Source organism: Curtobacterium sp. MMLR14_002 (assembly GCF_001864975.1).
Taxonomy (GTDB): domain Bacteria; phylum Actinomycetota; class Actinomycetes; order Actinomycetales; family Microbacteriaceae; genus Curtobacterium; species Curtobacterium flaccumfaciens.
Genome location: NZ_MJGT01000061.1, coordinates 244155 through 258553, shown reverse-complemented (window position 1 = coordinate 258553; position 14399 = coordinate 244155). Strand labels below are relative to the sequence as shown.

Genomic DNA, 14399 nt, shown 5'->3' with positions numbered 1-14399 from the left:
GTGCCAGCTGGCACCGGGCCTCCAGTCCGTCAGCGGTTGCGCTCCAGATCCCCGATCACGCGTGCGCAGAACGGTCGCGGCTGAAGAACTCGGCGAACATCTCCCGTTTCGCCGCGTGTGAATCGGGCTCGAGCTCGAGTCCCTCCATGTTGAGGTCGGTCCCGAACAGTCGCAGGATTCCCGGGCCACTCGGCTCCGCGGTCTCGAGGGACACCGAGAACAGTGTCGGCAACACCTCGCCTGCGGCGATCCGCCGGGCCTCTGCAAACGCCGCACGGTACGTCGCGTCGGTGACGCGAATCACACTGACCGACCAACTCGTGGCGTCCCAGTCGGGCGCAACCGTCTCGCCCCTCGGAGCATGGAAGAAGTGCACGACGAACGTGTCGCGCTCGCCTTCGCTGCCGTAGTGCCGCTCGTCCACTTCTTCGATCTGCACGAACTCATCTTGTCAGCGTCAGCCGGGGCGTTCGAGGCCGCGGACCAGCCGAAGCATGCACCTTCGCCGGTACCATCTCGCCATGGCTGAAGCAGGTCTGCTCGCAGCGAGCATCGCAGTCCTGGTGGGTACGGTCGCGATCCTCGTGCATCGCGTGCGGACCCCGGCCTGGGTGCGTGACGTGCAGCTCACCTTGAACGCCAGCCCCGTGACCAGCCTGCTACTGCTCCTGGCCGGTGCGCTCCTGGTCGCCCTCGTCCTCGCCTTCGGGATCTTCTTGCTCGCCACCAGGCACAGCGTCGTCGGGTGGGCAATCGTCTGTCTCGCTGCGACCGGCATCGCTCACCTCGGGGTGACCGTGTGGATCCGGCGACAGCCGCTCTCGTGATCAGGTGCGGAGTCAGGCCGTGGTCAGTGTGGATGTTGCATGGGGCACTCCACGCCGTTCGCGATCTGCAAGGCTCAGGACATGTCGTGGCCACAGGCTGATCCCCTGCACTCGGATCGTCTCGCCCTGGAACCGCTTGCCGTTGACCACGCAGCCGAGATGCTGACCGCCCTGGCTCCACCAGAGCTCTACCGGTTCACTGGCGGCGAGCCACCGACCCCGGACGAACTGGTCGCACGGTACGGCCGCCAATCCCAGGGCCAGTCTGAGGACGGCAGCGCGGGTTGGCTGAACTGGATCGTCCGCCCTGCCTGCGGCGGACCGGCGATCGGGTTCGTGCAGGCCACCCTCGGACGCAAGGAAGACGGCCTCGTCGCGGACCTCGCCTGGCTGGTCACGCCAGAGGAACAGGGTCGAGGGATCGCCGTCGAGGCAGCAGCAACCGTCGTGACGTGGTTGCGTTCGGTCGACGTCCGACACATCAGGGCTTTCATCCATCCCGATCACACCGCCTCGATGGACGTGGCGCGACGGACCGGGCTTGCACCCACGAGCGCTCTGGTCGACGGCGAAACCCTTTGGGAAGCCTTCTTGCCCAAGGCCACTGAGCACTGATCCCGTCCGATAGCCGGTCGGCTACCGGACGACGGAATGGGCGACCACCGCTGTGCTCTCAAACGAAAGGACATCGGAAGGGGCCTCCCGCACCGCTGCGTCCGTGAAGACAGCCTGCATCCGTTTACGGCCTTCGTCGGTCTGGCTCATGTACGTCTGACCGATTGTTGCGATCCCTGCCGTCACTGCTGCCCAGAGGTCGTCGGGGCGGATACGGAAGGTGTACGAGAACAGGCTGCAGTCGACGGTGGTTGCGCCGGCGTTGCGAAACAGCTCGCGGAAGCCGCCGACGCTTCTCGGGAAATCGTCCGCTGGAGGCAATCGGTGTCCGGCGGGCACCGTGACGTCCGCTTCCCTGATGATCCTGTTCCAGAACTGGTTGAGCGCTCCGACCGGTTCGGACGGCCAAATCGTCGCGGCGACGGTTCCACCAGGACGGGTGACTCGAAGGAGCTCACGAGCCGATGTGAGCGGGGTTGGTACGTGGTTGAGGACGAAGTTCGCGATCGTGACCGCGAACGAGCCGTCGTCGTAGGGCAGTGAGGGAAGCGCCGCAGTTCCGATTTCCACCGTCGGGTAGCGTCTTGCAGCGAATCGCGCCATGGAAGGTTCCTTGTCGCATGCGGTGACCGCGAATCCGCGTCGGAGGAGGACACCCACGACCGATCCCGTCCCTGTTCCGACGTCCAGAGCGGGCCCGTCGCCGACGCTCACGTGGTTCCCGAGCAACCCGTCGATGGCACCTGCGCAGAGTCGCGCGAAAGACCTGTCGTAAGCAGTCGCAGTATCAGACCATCCGTCGAGCATGTCTCGACGCTACCCACACAACCGATCCCCGATGAGGGATCGGCTACCGGACGGTGTGAATGACTTCGACACTCATCGAGTGATCTGACGCCCGATACCGGGCGAGCGCGACTGTGGCTTCCGCCATGTCGCCGAATTCAGAGCGCCTGTGTCGTTGGACGTATTCGGCCGCCCGGGGTTCGGGGATTGCTTCCCGGTGGACGCTGATGGAGATGTGTGCGGTGTCGCGGACGAACGCCATCGGCGGCGCGACGCGGTCGTGTAAGTCCGCCGCTGCCTCACGCATCTGTCGCCGGATCGGTACCAGCGTCTCGTTGTCGAAGCCCTGGACGAACACGCCGGACGGCGAGCCGCCGAGCCCAACCAGCCGAACGTTGACGTCCAGCAGATCGCGGGCACGCTCGACCGCGTCGACGTAGTGCTCGATCGTTGTCTGCGCGACCTTGTCGCGGTAGGGCTCCAGGCTCGTGACTGTTAGGTGCAGGTCGGCGGCGTTGTAGATCTGGTGCGTGCCGTCGTAGAGGCTGCCGATTTCAGCGGCGGCCGCGGCCACCGCGTCAGCGACGTGCGCCGGCGGAAGCAGGACGAGGCTGAGACCCCAGCGTGGGTCACCGTCGACGGGCGCGTGATCCACGCGAAGGGTGCCCCTGTCGAAGGACCGGTGCGCTTCATCCCAGAGAGAGTCGTACTTCACGCCGGTTGCCATCGCTTCACGCTATCGGCCTGTCGCTCCGAGGATGAGCTGTACCGATAGCCGATCCTTCAACGGGCGTGAGCGAGTTAGCTCATGGTTATGAGCGACACGCAGCGACGAGCCGAACGACGTACTCGCATCGCGCTGGTTGCTGCACTCGTCGCGGGCGTCGCCTGCTTAGTCGTCGGGTTCGCCGAAATCCTGTCGCCGACCGGTTCGACTTGGCTTGCCGTTCTGATGTTCGTCCTGGCAGCTTCGGCTGGATGGCGCGTGACGATCTACTTGCGGCTGCTCAAGCGGTCTCAGTAGCGGATCCGCTTCGTGATGCTCCTGCTATGGCGTGACACCGCATCCCTTGGTTGCTCTCGTTCCGCAACCACCGGATGACACTTACGCTCGCCTCATGACCGACCGCGACGACGCAGCTCGCCCCACTCCGAAGACGTGGACGACGAAGTACCGCATTCTAATCGCGATTGGCACTGGCCTCCTGGGCTTGTTGTGCGCCTGGGCCTTAGTTGCCGGTGGCGCGACCGAGAAGTGGGTCGGTGGGATCGGGCTAATCGTTCTGATTGCGTGGGTGTTCGTCTTCCAAGCGCTCTATCGCCGCGGCTACTGATCGCACTGGCCTGCAAGCGTCGGCTGGCTCGATAGCGGATCCATCTCCGAGCACCATCTATCTCGGCTACTTGCGAGATCGGTCGTTGCGCGACCACGAGAAGAGCCAGCCTGCGAGCAGCATCACGGCACCCACAAACGTGAAGATGACGCCGGCTACCAGGTTCCACCGGCCTGCAAACAGGACGAGGCCGACCACCAGCAAGATGCCACCGACGAGCAGGTTGTACCGCGCGCGGGCTGGCCGATCATCGTCGCCGGAGGACTTCACCGCTCGAACGCTACCGGCGCAGCATGACGTTTGATAGTCAATCGGCTACCGGGCAGGCGGCATGGTCAGGCTGCCGCCGGCTTCGACAGCAGGTGTCGGACCGCCACGGTCGTGACCTGCGGCGGCATTGAGTGACCACCGTCGAACACGTGCGCCCTCACGAGCCCTGGTTGGAAGGCCGCGATGACCTCCTGCACTCCGTGGATCGGGAAGAGCCGGTCGTCACGTCCCGCGGCGACGAAGACGGGCTGGCCGATGGCGGCCGCGACGCGCGGAACGTCTCCTGATGACGCGAGTCCGGGGACGAACCACGCGGGGTTGTGATTGATGCGGGAGGCCTGAAACGAGGCCAGCGTTCCGATGCCACAGCTCACGGCTCCCCGCGAGATGCGCGTGTCCACAGCGAGGGAGAACAGTGCAACCTGCCCGCCGAGGGAGTGCCCGATGATCCCGAGCTTGCTGGGGTTGGTGCTGGTTTCCTGCATCCAGCTGGTCACCACTGCGATGTCGCGCGTGTGTTTGGCCTGCAAGCTCGTGCCGTCCGACACCCGGAAGAGCGCGTCGAGCCGTTCGTCGGCTGCCGGATTGTTAGTCCAGTGGCGTTGGCGCTCTTCAAAGCCGACGAGATCCGGCATGATCACACGCGCTCCTGCGCCCGCGAGCGCTCTCCCGTACGCGAGGCTCGGGTCACCAGTGAGACCAGCTGGCTCGCTCTTGCCGAGAGAGAACGCGCCGGCGTGCTGGTGAATGGCGATAATGTCGACACCGACGTGCTCGTCCGGAGTAATCAGGAAGCACGGGATCGTGTCGCCATCCGCGGTGTCGAGCTCGACGCGGTCCCACCGGCCCAGAACGTCGTCGCGCAAATGCTCGCGGCGGATCGCAGTTGGGCGGATCGAGTCCGGAGACGGAATCGCGAGCAGCTCGAGAACACTCAACCGAGCCGGATCGTCACTAGCGAGCGCCATTTCGGGACGCTATCAGTGCCCGGAGAACGATGGGTCACCGAGACCGCCAACGATGATGGGCAGTCCCATCGCTACCTGCGTTTACTGCCCACTCCCTGCACAACGAAGAGCAGACCGATCAGCACCAGGATGACCGCGATGATGATCTGCTGAATCGGCCGGGCTCCCGACTCGGAGGGCGACAAACCGTATAAGACGCCACAGGCGGCAAACACCACTCCGAGGACGATGACCGTGACTGGTCGCTTGGCGTTGAAGAAGTTCACTGCGTTCTCCTAGCGGGGCTTGTGCCCGAACGGGCCGTTTCTAGCCTGCCTGCGGATCGCCACTCTTGACCAAGCCCGCGTGACGATCGGACGCCCACGAATGGCTGCGCCACGCGCATCGCCCGCCCGGAAGGCGATCGTCTACCGGTCGCTGGAACGACGCTCGGCTCGAGCTCGACGTCGCTCGTCACGCCTCGCCCGCCACTCGGCGTCCTGCTGATCCTGCAGCGGGCTTCGACTCATGCTCCCGCGGGCCGCGAGGAAAATGAGCACGGCGACGACAACCAGGACTACCGGCACGAGCAACTGCAGAATCAACATTGCTACCCCTATCGATCGGTCGTGCCAATCCAGATGTGGGTGGAGCTTAGCGAGCCGTTGGCGACAGAGGTGCCGTCCGGTTGCCGATGGGCCATCGAGACACAGCAGCGCCCGCGGAGGCACGTGCTCCGCGGGCGCTATCGCTTGAGGGTCAGAGGGTGACCGTCTCGAACTCGAGGAGTTCCGCGCCGGTGGCGACGGGGTTGCTGTCGCCGTGGTGTGCGCCGGCCTGGCCGGTGCGCCACGTCTGGTAGGAGTCCTCGTCGGCCCAGGTGGAGACGACGAAGTAGCGGGTGCCGCCGGCGGTGGGGCGGAGGAGCTGGAAGCTCTCGAAGCCGGGCTGCTGCTCGACGTCGTGGTTCCGGCCGACGAAGCGTGCTTCGAGGTCGGCGCCCTTGCCCTGGGGGACGGTGATGGCGTTGATTTTCACGACGGACATGGTGTTCCTCTCGATGGTGGTCAGTGTTGGTGTGCGCGGGCGGCGGGGGTGACGGTGAACTCGTCGACGTTGCCCATCGCCTCGTGCACGTGCTCGGCGGCGTGTTCCGCGATGTGCTCGGCGTCGTGCACGGACGTGGTGGTGACTTCGACGGTGGCGGATCCGGTGAGGCGGTGGCCGACCCAGCGGAGGCGGAGGTTCCGGACGCCCTCGTCGCCGGTGGTGTGTTCGAGGGCGTGCTCGGCCTTGCCCAGCAGGGCGGGGTCGATGGCGTCCATGAGGCGGGCTCCGATGGACTTCACGGTCCCCCAGAGCAGGACCATGATCGAGACGGAGATGAGCAGGCCGATGATCGGGTCCGCGATCGGGAACCCGACCATGACGCCGATCGCGCCGAGGACGACCGACAGGGACGTGAACCCGTCGAGGCGGGCGTGCACGCCGTCGGCGACGAGGGCGGCGGAGCCGATCCTCTGGCCGACGCGGATCCGGTAGATCGCGACCGCTTCGTTGCCGGCGAAGCCGATCAGGCCGGCGGCGACGAGCAGCCACGGGTTCTCGATGGGCCGGGGGTTGATGAACCGGTCGATGGCCTGCCAGCCGGCGACGACTGCGGAGAGGGCAACGACGAACACGATGAACATGCCCGCGAGGTCCTCCGCACGGCCGTACCCGTAGGTGTAGCGGCGGTTCGCGACCCTGCGGCCGAGGACGAACGCTATCCACAGCGGCACCGCGGTCAACGCGTCTGCGAAGTTGTGGATCGTGTCCGCGAGTAGCGCGATCGACCCGGTGAACGCGACGATCACCGCCTGCAGCACGGTCGTGGCCAACAGGATGAACAGGCTGATCTTCAAGGCGCGAACGCCCGCGGTACTGGCCTCCATCGCGTCGTCGATCGAGTCCGCGGAGTCGTGCGTGTGCGGCACGAACAGGTCGTAGAGGAATCCCTTCACCCCGCCGTGCGGATGCGAGTGCCTGTGCTCACCGTGGTCGTGACCGTGACCGTGACCGTGGGGATGGTCGTGGTCAGGGTGGACCGGCGCGTGGTCGTGGCGGGTCATGCGCTCTCCCTCTCCCCGCGGTGATGCGGTGCCGCGCCGACGACGTGCTCGGCCTGCTTCACGGCATCGATCACCAGTTCCGACGCGTGCTCGTCAGTCAGCCGGTAGTAGACGGTGGTCCCCTCACGGCGGGTCGACACCATCCGTGCCAGACGGAGCTTGGCAAGGTGCTGCGAGACGCCCGCAGCGCTCTTGTCGACGACCTCGGCCAGCCGGTTCACGGACAGCTCCTCAGCGCTACGCAGCGCGAGGATGATCTTCACCCGGGTGGCATCCGCGAGCATCGCGAACACTTCCACCGCGAGTTCGACGTACTCGGATTCCGGACTCAATCCGCAGGGCTGCTTGTCTACGTGCACACGCAGATATTACACAAGCATCGGGCCGACCGGAGAGTCTCGCTAGCCGATCGGCTTCCGGGACGGTGCGCGCCTCCGGTTAGCTCCGGGGCAGCTCCGAGAGCATCGGGTGGTTGCGGTCACGCTCTGAAAGCAGCGCTTCGTTGAGTGGGATCGGCCAGTGGACGGCCGCCATCGGGTCAGCCAAGTTCACGAACGACGCGGAGTCATACGCCTCTGATGACCAGTGCTGGTCGACGCTGTAGAGGTAGTGAAGGTCTGTGAGGCACTGATAGGAGTTAGCAACGCCGGCCGGAACGAAAACCGCGGTCTCGTCATCGAGCTCGACGCTGACCGACGTACCGAAGGTCGGCCCCTCGCGCAGGTCGAGGTACGCAGCGAACGCGCGACCGTCGACCAGAGACACGTACTTGTTCCAGGGCTCCGCGTGGAAGCCACGGGTGGATCGTTCCTTGTTGAAGGCGACGCTTGTCTGCACCACCGTGAAGTCTTCGGGTAAGCCGGCCTCGACCAGCTTCGCCCGGTGGAACTTCTCCTGAAACCAGCCTCGGTCGTCCTCGACCTTGCTGACGGTGAATACGAGAAGACCCGGGATCGTCGTCGTCTTACCATGCGCATGCGTCGTCGCAGTCATGTCGTCAGGCTAGCTCTCATCAGCGAACAGCCCGATAGAGGATGGTGGTCCGGACGGTGGACAGGGGCATGCCTTCCTCGGACGACGTCCCACATCTCCTGCAGACCGTCATCGACACGTCTGCACCGCGTGAGCTGGCCGAGTTTTACCGGTCGCTCCTGGGCCTGCGGTATCGCGACGGTGACGCACCTGCTGCTGATGAGTCGGAGGAACCCGAGTGGTTGGTGCTGACCGCCGAGGACGGCACCCGCCGCCTGGCCTTCCAACTCGCTCCTGACCAGCCCCGACCACAGTGGCCGACAGGCTCACCCCCGCAGATGCTCCACCTCGACCTGACCGTCGACACGACAGCAGCACTTGAACAGCAGCGGGCTCGCGCCCTACGCCTCGGAGCGGCAGTCCTGACGGATCGGTCCGCCGACACTGCCGAACCCCTTATTGTCTTCGCGGACCCTTCCGGGCACCCCTTCTGCATCTTCGTCACGCCGTGCACCCCGTCCCGGTAGCCGATCGCTGCTCGGTGTGGGTGAGGGCCCGTACCCGTCGAGTGCTTGTTCTAGCTTTTAGCCAGGTGGCGGTGGGCGTAGTCGAGTCGGGCATCCGATCGCGCTGGGGGTAATCGCTTGCTAATCTCCAGGGTCGCCAGCCCGTGAACAGTTGCCCATGCCACCTCGGCTTCGGTGACATCGGGACCAGGGAAGGCCACCCGGATCCCGGCGAAGGCCCGCTGAAGTGCGTCCGGCCCAGTGCCGGTCCCGAACTCAAGCCCCGATGGCATCGAGAACATCGCCTCGTAGACGTGCGGTTGGTCAGTTGCGAAGGCAAGGTAGGCCCGCATCCTCGCCAGCGGTTCTGCGGGCACGCCTTCCAGTGCCGTCGCAATTGCGTCAAAGCCGCCGAGGGCGACGGCATCGATGAGTGCTTGACGTCCGCCGGCGAACGCAGAGTAGATGACGGGTTGCGTCACCCCGAGCTCGGATGCGAGCCGGCGCATGGTGACAGCTTCCCACCCTTCGGTTTCCGCAACGCGGCGAGCTGCTTGGGTGATCTGGTCGCGCCGAAGATCGAGGTCGGGGGCTGGTCGTGGGGACATGCTTCGAGAGTAGCAGAGCGAAGTTAGATAACGACGGTAGACGTGCTCCGAATGGCGTGCTAGCTTCGTTGTAGAACGACGTTAGCTAACCTTCGAAAGGGTTCCCCTCATGATCATCGCCGCCCTCATTGTCGCCATCCTCGGCTGCCTCTTCATCCTCTTCATCGGCGGCCGCTTCCTCGTCGCCCCGAAGATCGCCACCGCCGGGTTCGGCGTCGCCGAGGACCGCCGCCGGGCCTTCACGAGCATCAAGGGTGTCCGCGACATCACCTCCGGCATCGTGCCGCTGGTCGTCCTCCTCGTCGCCGGCCCGCACGTATTCGGGTGGGCCCTCCTCGCCGCGGCTATCACCCCGATCGGTGACGCGATCATCGTCGTCACCAACGGCGGCACCCTCCGCCACGCTCTCAGCATCCACGGCGCCACCGCAGCGGTCCTCATCGCCGCTGGCCTCATCCTCGCCCTCGGCTAGACCCACCGAGCATTGCTCGCCGACGGCCTACAACTCGCTCCCCATTCCCCAGCAACCCTCAACCATCTCGAAAGGTCACCACTCATGAGCACCACGAACGAGCACAACAACACCGACGACACCGCGACCGAGAACATCGTGCGCGCCTTCTACGAACCCTTCCGCACCGGCGACACCACCACCTATGACGAAATCCTGGCGGAGGACTGGATCGACCTGCCCCTCGCCCCGGGCCAGGAGCAGGGCCCCGGCGGCATGGCCGGCCAGATCGCGCTCTTCCGACACGCGATGCCCGACTACAACGTCGAGCACCAGGACCTTATCGTCCAGGGTGACAAGGTCGCCGTCCGCAACACCGTCTCCGGCACCCACCAAGGCGCCTTCATGGGCCACGAACCCACCGGCAAGCGAATCGAGATGCGCACCATGGACGTCCACCAGGTCCGCGACGGGAAAATCGTCACCACCTGGCACCTCGAGGACTTCGCAGGCCTCATGGGCCAGCTGGGCGCTCCCGCAGACGCTCCCACCCCCGCGCCCTGGGGCTGAGGACCAACACCTCGGAGGGCACGAACTCACCTGTCGAGCTCGTGCCCTCCTTCAACGCCTGAGCGCACCGCTTAGGCACTCTGCTAGCCATCCATTACGTGAAGAAGGCCCCACATGAAGGTGTTCCTGACCGGTACTACCGGCTACCTCGGGTCAGCAATTGCCACCCAGCTCCTCAACAACGGGCACGACGTGCTCGGGCACGTCCGCACCGCTGACGCGGCAGGCCGCGTCGCCCAGCTCGGCATCATTCCGCAACTCGGGCCCCTCACCGACCCTGCCTGGCTCCGCACCGTGCTCGCTGGTGTCGACGGCGCCATCCACGCCGCCAGCCCCAACGATGCCGGAAGCGCAGCACTTGATCACGCAGTCCTCGACACGGTACTCGACGCCTTCGCCGGCACCGGCCAGCGCTACGTCCACACCGGCGGGAGCTGGATCCACGGGTCCGGACAGCATCTCAACGAACACAGCCCCTTCGCCCCACCCGAGATGGTCGCCTGGCGACCGGCCGTCCTCGAGCGCATCAAAGACGCCGCAGGAACGGTGCGCGCCACAATGGTCGGTCCCGCGAACCTGTACGGCCACGGCGGCGGACTCGTGAGGCTGCTCCTGAATGGCCCCGTTGACGACGGACGCCTGGTCTATCCCGGCGACACGCAGAAGTTCGCTGCCATCCACGTCGAGGATGCTGCCGCCCTCTTCGTCCGCGTCCTCGAACACGACGCACCCGGAAGCTACGTCATCGCCAGCAACGACCAAGAGACACCAATGGACTCTCTCGCGCGTGCCCTCAGCCAGGTACGCGGCCTCCAAGGCAACATCCGTGCAGAAGCCCCTGCCGCTGCGCTCAACCGGCTGGGCATGCTCGCGGAACCGTTGCTCCTCGACGCCACCTTCAACACCTCGGCTGCTCACGCGCTCGGCTGGGCGCCGGAAGGCCCCTCCCTAATAGACGACGTGCTGTCCGGGTCGTACAAGCGCAGCAACCAGCGGACCCAGTAGCCCAGCTACGACCACATCAGGTGTTCGACAGCCGGTCCTTCCACGGACCTCGGTGTCCAACTCGGAACTGGACGACCCGCGAGCAGACTCGTGTCGCACATAGGTGGTCCGCTCATCGTCGCAATGAGGGAGCGCTATGCGGACGACCCAACGACACCCGCCGGAATGACAGAAGCCCACCGAGATCCTCGGTGGGCTTCTGTCGTCGTGTCAGACACGTTTCGGTCGGGCTGACAGGATTTGAACCTGCGACCCCTTGACCCCCAGTCAAGTGCGCTACCAAGCTGCGCCACAGCCCGCGAGTTCCGGAGAACTCAGGACCCCGGAGGATCCTCGCCCGCGTCCGACCGGAGCGCGAGCGACCGGTCCAGCATAGCGGACGTCAGACCCCCTCCGTGCCACGGCGAGTCGGAGCAACGCGACCCGAACGACACGCTCAGCCCGGCCGCACCACCTCCCGCCGCGCTGCCAACCACGGCAACCCGAGCCCGACGAGCAACCCGCCGGACCCGTCCGCCGCCAGGTCCCCGATCGTGTCGTCGTACCCGACGAAGATCTTCGAGTCGACGAAGTTGTGCCCGAGCCACTCCCCCATCTCCCAGACCGCCCCGACCGCGAGTCCCGCACACAGCGCGAGCACCGCGACGACCACCCGGCGCTCGGCGTGCGGCGCCGGCACCGCACGCAGGTCGGCACCGATGACGTAGAGCACCGCCGCGAGCAGCCCGGTCAGCACGACGTGCATGAACTTGTCCCACAGGAAGACCGTCGTGTACCACTCGAGCACGCTCGACCACCCGGCGAGGAGCACGAGCACGCACACCGCCACGTCGAACGCCGGTCGCAGCCCGAGCATCCGCGGCACGACGACCCCGAGCAGCGCCAGCGCCATGACCGGGAACGCCGTTCCGCCCCACCCGACGCTCGCCACGACGACGCTCACGAGCATCAGCGCCCGCACCACGTCGGCCACCAGGAACCGCGGCCGCAGGAACGTCGGTCCGAGCGTGGCGATCACGACGCCCACCGCACGATCGCGTGCACGGCGGCGTGGTCGGACGGCCACACGCCGCCCGGCCGCCGCACGTCGACCGCGACGCGGTCCACCTCCGCTTCGGACGTCACGAGCACGCCGTCGATCCGCCGGCCACCGACGCGCGGACTCCCGTAGTGCGGGTACGTCCCGTAGGGCTCACCCACCTGCCTGGAGGCCCGCCCCCAGCTGTCCTCGACCCCCGCCTCCGCCAGGGCTCGCCATGGTGCGGAACCGGCGGGGCTGTTCCAGTCGGCCATCACCACGGCGGGCAGGCCGCGCTGCCGGACGATCCGGCCGAGCAGTTCGGCGGACCGCAACCGGGCCCACGGCGAGGCGACGTCGAGGTGGGTGGCGATCGCCAGGAACCGAACGCCGGTCGCGCGGTCGTCGACGACGGCTCCGACGGCGTGCCGGGGGAAGGACGTGGCCCACGACCGCGAGCCGGGGCGGTGGGGCGTGCGGGAGAGCGCCCAGGTACGGCGCTCGACGACGTCGAGGCGGGAGCGGTCGAGGAACAGGCCGACCTGTTCACCACCGCCGCGCGCTCCCCGTCCGGCAAGGACGGGCTCCCAACCCGACCCGAGGCCGGCGGTGAGGTCGTCCGCCTGCGTGGGCAGGGCCTCCTGGACGGCGAGGACGGTGGGCGCTTCGGACGTGACGAGCGCGAGCACGGCCTCTCGGCGACGCTCCCAGGCGTCGGGGTGGGTCGGCTGTCGCGGCACGCGGCGACGCACGTTGAGCGTCATGCAGTGCACCTCGGGCGACCGGACCGGTCCGATGAGCGGGCGGTCGTCGGGGTGGTGGGGCATGCCTCCCTTCTACGAGACGACACCCGTCGGATTCCCAGGGACCTCTCCGTCTGGCTCGTATGGTGGCTCGATGCGTTCACGTTCCACCCCTCGTCTCCTGATCGCGATCGCGGTCTCCGGGCTGCTGCTCGGAGCCGCCGGGTGCACGTCGAGCGCACCGGACACGAGCCACCCGACGTTGGCGAAGGCCTCGGCCGACACCGTCACGGTGGCCGACGCCTCGGACGCCGCAGCCCGGTCCGTCCGCGTCAGCAAGGCCCTGTTCGCGAGTGCTCCCGGAGCGGTCGTCGTCCGGGACGGCGACACCGACGGGATCCGTGCTGCGACGAAGGCTGCGGCGAGCGCCCACGTCCCGGTGCTGCTGACGGCCAAGGAGACGAGCGCTGCCGTCGCCCGCGAGCTCGACCGGCTCGGTGCCGACTGGTACCAGGCCGAGGGCGACGTGTCGGTCGACACGGACGTCGAACAGCGGCAGGCGCCGGACGGCGGTGACGCGCCGGAGTCGACCCGAGCCTCCCGGCAGGCGACCGTGGTGGTGGCGGACGCGAGTGCGGACGCTGCTGCCGTGGCGACCGCGAAGGCCGCCGGCGCGCGCGTCGTGACCATGCCGAAGGGCGTGACGGACCCGGCTGCCGCACCCGACGTGGTGACCGCGCTGCACGAGCGGGCGAAGCACCCGACCGTCCTGGTCGGCGCGGCGTTCGACGCCCTGCCGGATCCGGAGTGGACGGTGCGGGCGGCCGAGGGCGGGTTCCAGCTGCGGAACGGCGGCCAGCGACCCTTCGACGGGCACCGGTACGTCGCGCTGTACGGGGCTCCCGGGGCGCCGGCGCTGGGCGTGCTCGGCGAGCAGGGGCCGAAGGAGACCGTGCAGCGTGCCGAGCAGGTCGCGAAGCCGTACCGGGCGGAGTCCGACGAGCTCGTGACGCCCGCGATGGAGGTCATCGCGACCGTCGCCGCGGGGGACGCCGGAGCCGACGGCGACTACTCGACCGAGCTGCCGGTGTCGACGCTCGAGCCCTACGTCGACGCCGCGCACGAGGCGGACATGCCGGTCATCATCGACCTGCAGCCTGGGCGGTCGGACTTCCTGTCGCAGGCCAAGAAGTACGAGTCGCTGCTGAAGAAGCCCGGCGTCTGGCTGGCGCTCGACCCGGAGTGGCGGCTGACGAAGGACCAGGTGCCCCTCAAGCAGATCGGGAGTGTCTCGGCGTCCGAGGTGAACGAGGTCTCCTCGTGGCTGGCTGGACTCGTGCGCGACGAGGGGCTGCCGCCGAAGGCCCTGGTGCTGCACCAGTTCCGGCTGTCGATGATCCAGGACCGCTCCGCACTGCAGACCCACCCGGAGCTCGACATGCTCGTGCACGTCGACGGGCAGGGGTCGCAGCCCGACAAGCAGGCGACGTGGAAGGCACTGCACCAGGGCGCGCCGGATGGGCTGCACTGGGGCTGGAAGAACTTCTACGACGAGGACACGCCCATGCTGACGCCCGCGCAGACCATGCAGGACGTGCAGCCGACACCGTCGTTGGTCACCTACCAGTAGGGAGCT

The 14399-nt window shown here is 67.2% G+C and carries 22 protein-coding genes and 1 tRNA gene; 9 read left to right on the top strand and 14 right to left on the bottom strand.

What is annotated here, in order from left to right:
* Positions 1–55: 55 nt before the first annotated feature.
* On the bottom strand, positions 56–439 hold the full coding sequence (locus BIU91_RS12145; RefSeq protein ID WP_071414685.1) for a hypothetical protein: 384 nt from the start codon (positions 437–439) through the stop codon (positions 56–58).
* Between the two features lie 82 nt (positions 440–521).
* Here BIU91_RS12145 and BIU91_RS12140 point away from each other — a divergent pair, with 82 nt between their 5' ends.
* Positions 522–827, top strand: coding sequence for a hypothetical protein (locus BIU91_RS12140; RefSeq protein WP_139196554.1), 306 nt, complete (start codon positions 522–524; stop codon positions 825–827).
* 39 nt (positions 828–866) lie between these two features.
* Positions 867–1442, top strand: a complete 576-nt coding sequence (locus BIU91_RS12135) for a GNAT family N-acetyltransferase (protein WP_253183747.1) — start codon at positions 867–869, stop codon at positions 1440–1442.
* Between the two features lie 21 nt (positions 1443–1463).
* On the opposite strand, the gene BIU91_RS12130 is transcribed toward BIU91_RS12135, so the two are convergent.
* Entirely contained in the window at positions 1464–2249 is a 786-nt protein-coding gene (locus tag BIU91_RS12130) for a class I SAM-dependent methyltransferase (RefSeq protein ID WP_084741182.1), read from the bottom strand.
* A 43-nt stretch (positions 2250–2292) separates the two neighbouring features.
* Positions 2293–2955, bottom strand: a complete 663-nt coding sequence (locus tag BIU91_RS12125) for a hypothetical protein (RefSeq protein WP_071405630.1) — start codon at positions 2953–2955, stop codon at positions 2293–2295.
* Between the two features lie 87 nt (positions 2956–3042).
* On the opposite strand from BIU91_RS12125, the gene BIU91_RS18545 reads away from it, so the two are divergent.
* On the top strand, positions 3043–3252 hold the full coding sequence (locus BIU91_RS18545; RefSeq protein WP_139196553.1) for a hypothetical protein: 210 nt from the start codon (positions 3043–3045) through the stop codon (positions 3250–3252).
* Positions 3253–3346: 94 nt separating this feature from the next.
* Positions 3347–3562: a hypothetical protein gene (locus BIU91_RS12120; protein WP_071405629.1), complete on the top strand. Its 216-nt coding sequence runs from the start codon at positions 3347–3349 to the stop codon at positions 3560–3562.
* Positions 3563–3628: 66 nt separating this feature from the next.
* On the opposite strand, the gene BIU91_RS12115 is transcribed toward BIU91_RS12120, so the two are convergent.
* From BIU91_RS12115 to BIU91_RS12080, 7 genes are all read right to left on the bottom strand, one after another.
* Positions 3629–3832 (bottom strand): hypothetical protein, encoded by a 204-nt coding sequence (locus tag BIU91_RS12115; protein WP_071405628.1) that lies wholly within the window; start codon positions 3830–3832, stop codon positions 3629–3631.
* 65 nt (positions 3833–3897) lie between these two features.
* The gene (locus BIU91_RS12110) at positions 3898–4800 is read right to left on the bottom strand and encodes an alpha/beta fold hydrolase (RefSeq protein ID WP_071405627.1); all 903 of its coding nucleotides are present in this window, start codon (positions 4798–4800) and stop codon (positions 3898–3900) included.
* 71 nt (positions 4801–4871) lie between these two features.
* Positions 4872–5066 (bottom strand): hypothetical protein, encoded by a 195-nt coding sequence (locus tag BIU91_RS12105; RefSeq protein ID WP_071405626.1) that lies wholly within the window; start codon positions 5064–5066, stop codon positions 4872–4874.
* Between the two features lie 472 nt (positions 5067–5538).
* Positions 5539–5826: an antibiotic biosynthesis monooxygenase gene (locus BIU91_RS12095; protein ID WP_071405624.1), complete on the bottom strand. Its 288-nt coding sequence runs from the start codon at positions 5824–5826 to the stop codon at positions 5539–5541.
* Positions 5827–5846: 20 nt separating this feature from the next.
* Positions 5847–6890, bottom strand: coding sequence for a cation diffusion facilitator family transporter (locus tag BIU91_RS12090; RefSeq protein WP_071405623.1), 1044 nt, complete (start codon positions 6888–6890; stop codon positions 5847–5849).
* On the bottom strand, positions 6887–7249 hold the full coding sequence (locus BIU91_RS12085; protein ID WP_111058245.1) for a metalloregulator ArsR/SmtB family transcription factor: 363 nt from the start codon (positions 7247–7249) through the stop codon (positions 6887–6889). The genes BIU91_RS12090 and BIU91_RS12085 overlap by 4 nt, the downstream gene beginning before the upstream one ends.
* A 79-nt stretch (positions 7250–7328) precedes the next feature.
* Complete coding sequence (locus BIU91_RS12080; RefSeq protein ID WP_071405621.1) at positions 7329–7883, bottom strand: dTDP-4-dehydrorhamnose 3,5-epimerase family protein; 555 nt, start codon at positions 7881–7883, stop codon at positions 7329–7331.
* Between the two features lie 68 nt (positions 7884–7951).
* Between BIU91_RS12080 and BIU91_RS12075 the strand changes: the two genes are divergently transcribed.
* Positions 7952–8389 carry a VOC family protein gene (locus BIU91_RS12075; protein ID WP_071405659.1) on the top strand — a complete coding sequence of 146 codons (438 nt, stop codon included), beginning with the start codon at positions 7952–7954 and terminating at the stop codon, positions 8387–8389.
* Between the two features lie 50 nt (positions 8390–8439).
* On the opposite strand, the gene BIU91_RS12070 is transcribed toward BIU91_RS12075, so the two are convergent.
* Positions 8440–8976 (bottom strand): TetR/AcrR family transcriptional regulator, encoded by a 537-nt coding sequence (locus BIU91_RS12070; RefSeq protein WP_071405620.1) that lies wholly within the window; start codon positions 8974–8976, stop codon positions 8440–8442.
* Between the two features lie 109 nt (positions 8977–9085).
* Here BIU91_RS12070 and BIU91_RS12065 point away from each other — a divergent pair, with 109 nt between their 5' ends.
* The 3 genes from BIU91_RS12065 to BIU91_RS12055 all read left to right on the top strand — a co-directional run bounded on the left by BIU91_RS12065 (position 9086) and on the right by BIU91_RS12055 (position 11002).
* Positions 9086–9448, top strand: a complete 363-nt coding sequence (locus BIU91_RS12065; protein ID WP_071405619.1) for a DUF4267 domain-containing protein — start codon at positions 9086–9088, stop codon at positions 9446–9448.
* Between the two features lie 84 nt (positions 9449–9532).
* Positions 9533–9997 carry an ester cyclase gene (locus tag BIU91_RS12060; protein WP_071405618.1) on the top strand — a complete coding sequence of 155 codons (465 nt, stop codon included), beginning with the start codon at positions 9533–9535 and terminating at the stop codon, positions 9995–9997.
* Between the two features lie 114 nt (positions 9998–10111).
* Positions 10112–11002 (top strand): NAD-dependent epimerase/dehydratase family protein, encoded by an 891-nt coding sequence (locus tag BIU91_RS12055; RefSeq protein WP_071405617.1) that lies wholly within the window; start codon positions 10112–10114, stop codon positions 11000–11002.
* Positions 11003–11227: 225 nt separating this feature from the next.
* Here BIU91_RS12055 and BIU91_RS12050 read toward each other — a convergent pair.
* The 3 genes from BIU91_RS12050 to BIU91_RS12040 all read right to left on the bottom strand — a co-directional run bounded on the left by BIU91_RS12050 (position 11228) and on the right by BIU91_RS12040 (position 12847).
* A tRNA-Pro gene (locus BIU91_RS12050) sits at positions 11228–11301 on the bottom strand.
* A 137-nt stretch (positions 11302–11438) separates the two neighbouring features.
* On the bottom strand, positions 11439–12020 hold the full coding sequence (locus BIU91_RS12045; protein WP_071405658.1) for a hypothetical protein: 582 nt from the start codon (positions 12018–12020) through the stop codon (positions 11439–11441).
* Positions 12017–12847 (bottom strand): endonuclease/exonuclease/phosphatase family protein, encoded by an 831-nt coding sequence (locus tag BIU91_RS12040; RefSeq protein ID WP_071405616.1) that lies wholly within the window; start codon positions 12845–12847, stop codon positions 12017–12019. The genes BIU91_RS12045 and BIU91_RS12040 overlap by 4 nt, the downstream gene beginning before the upstream one ends.
* A gap of 70 nt (positions 12848–12917) precedes the next feature.
* Here BIU91_RS12040 and BIU91_RS12035 point away from each other — a divergent pair, with 70 nt between their 5' ends.
* Positions 12918–14393 (top strand): hypothetical protein, encoded by a 1476-nt coding sequence (locus BIU91_RS12035; protein ID WP_071405615.1) that lies wholly within the window; start codon positions 12918–12920, stop codon positions 14391–14393.
* Positions 14394–14399 lie beyond the last annotated feature (6 nt).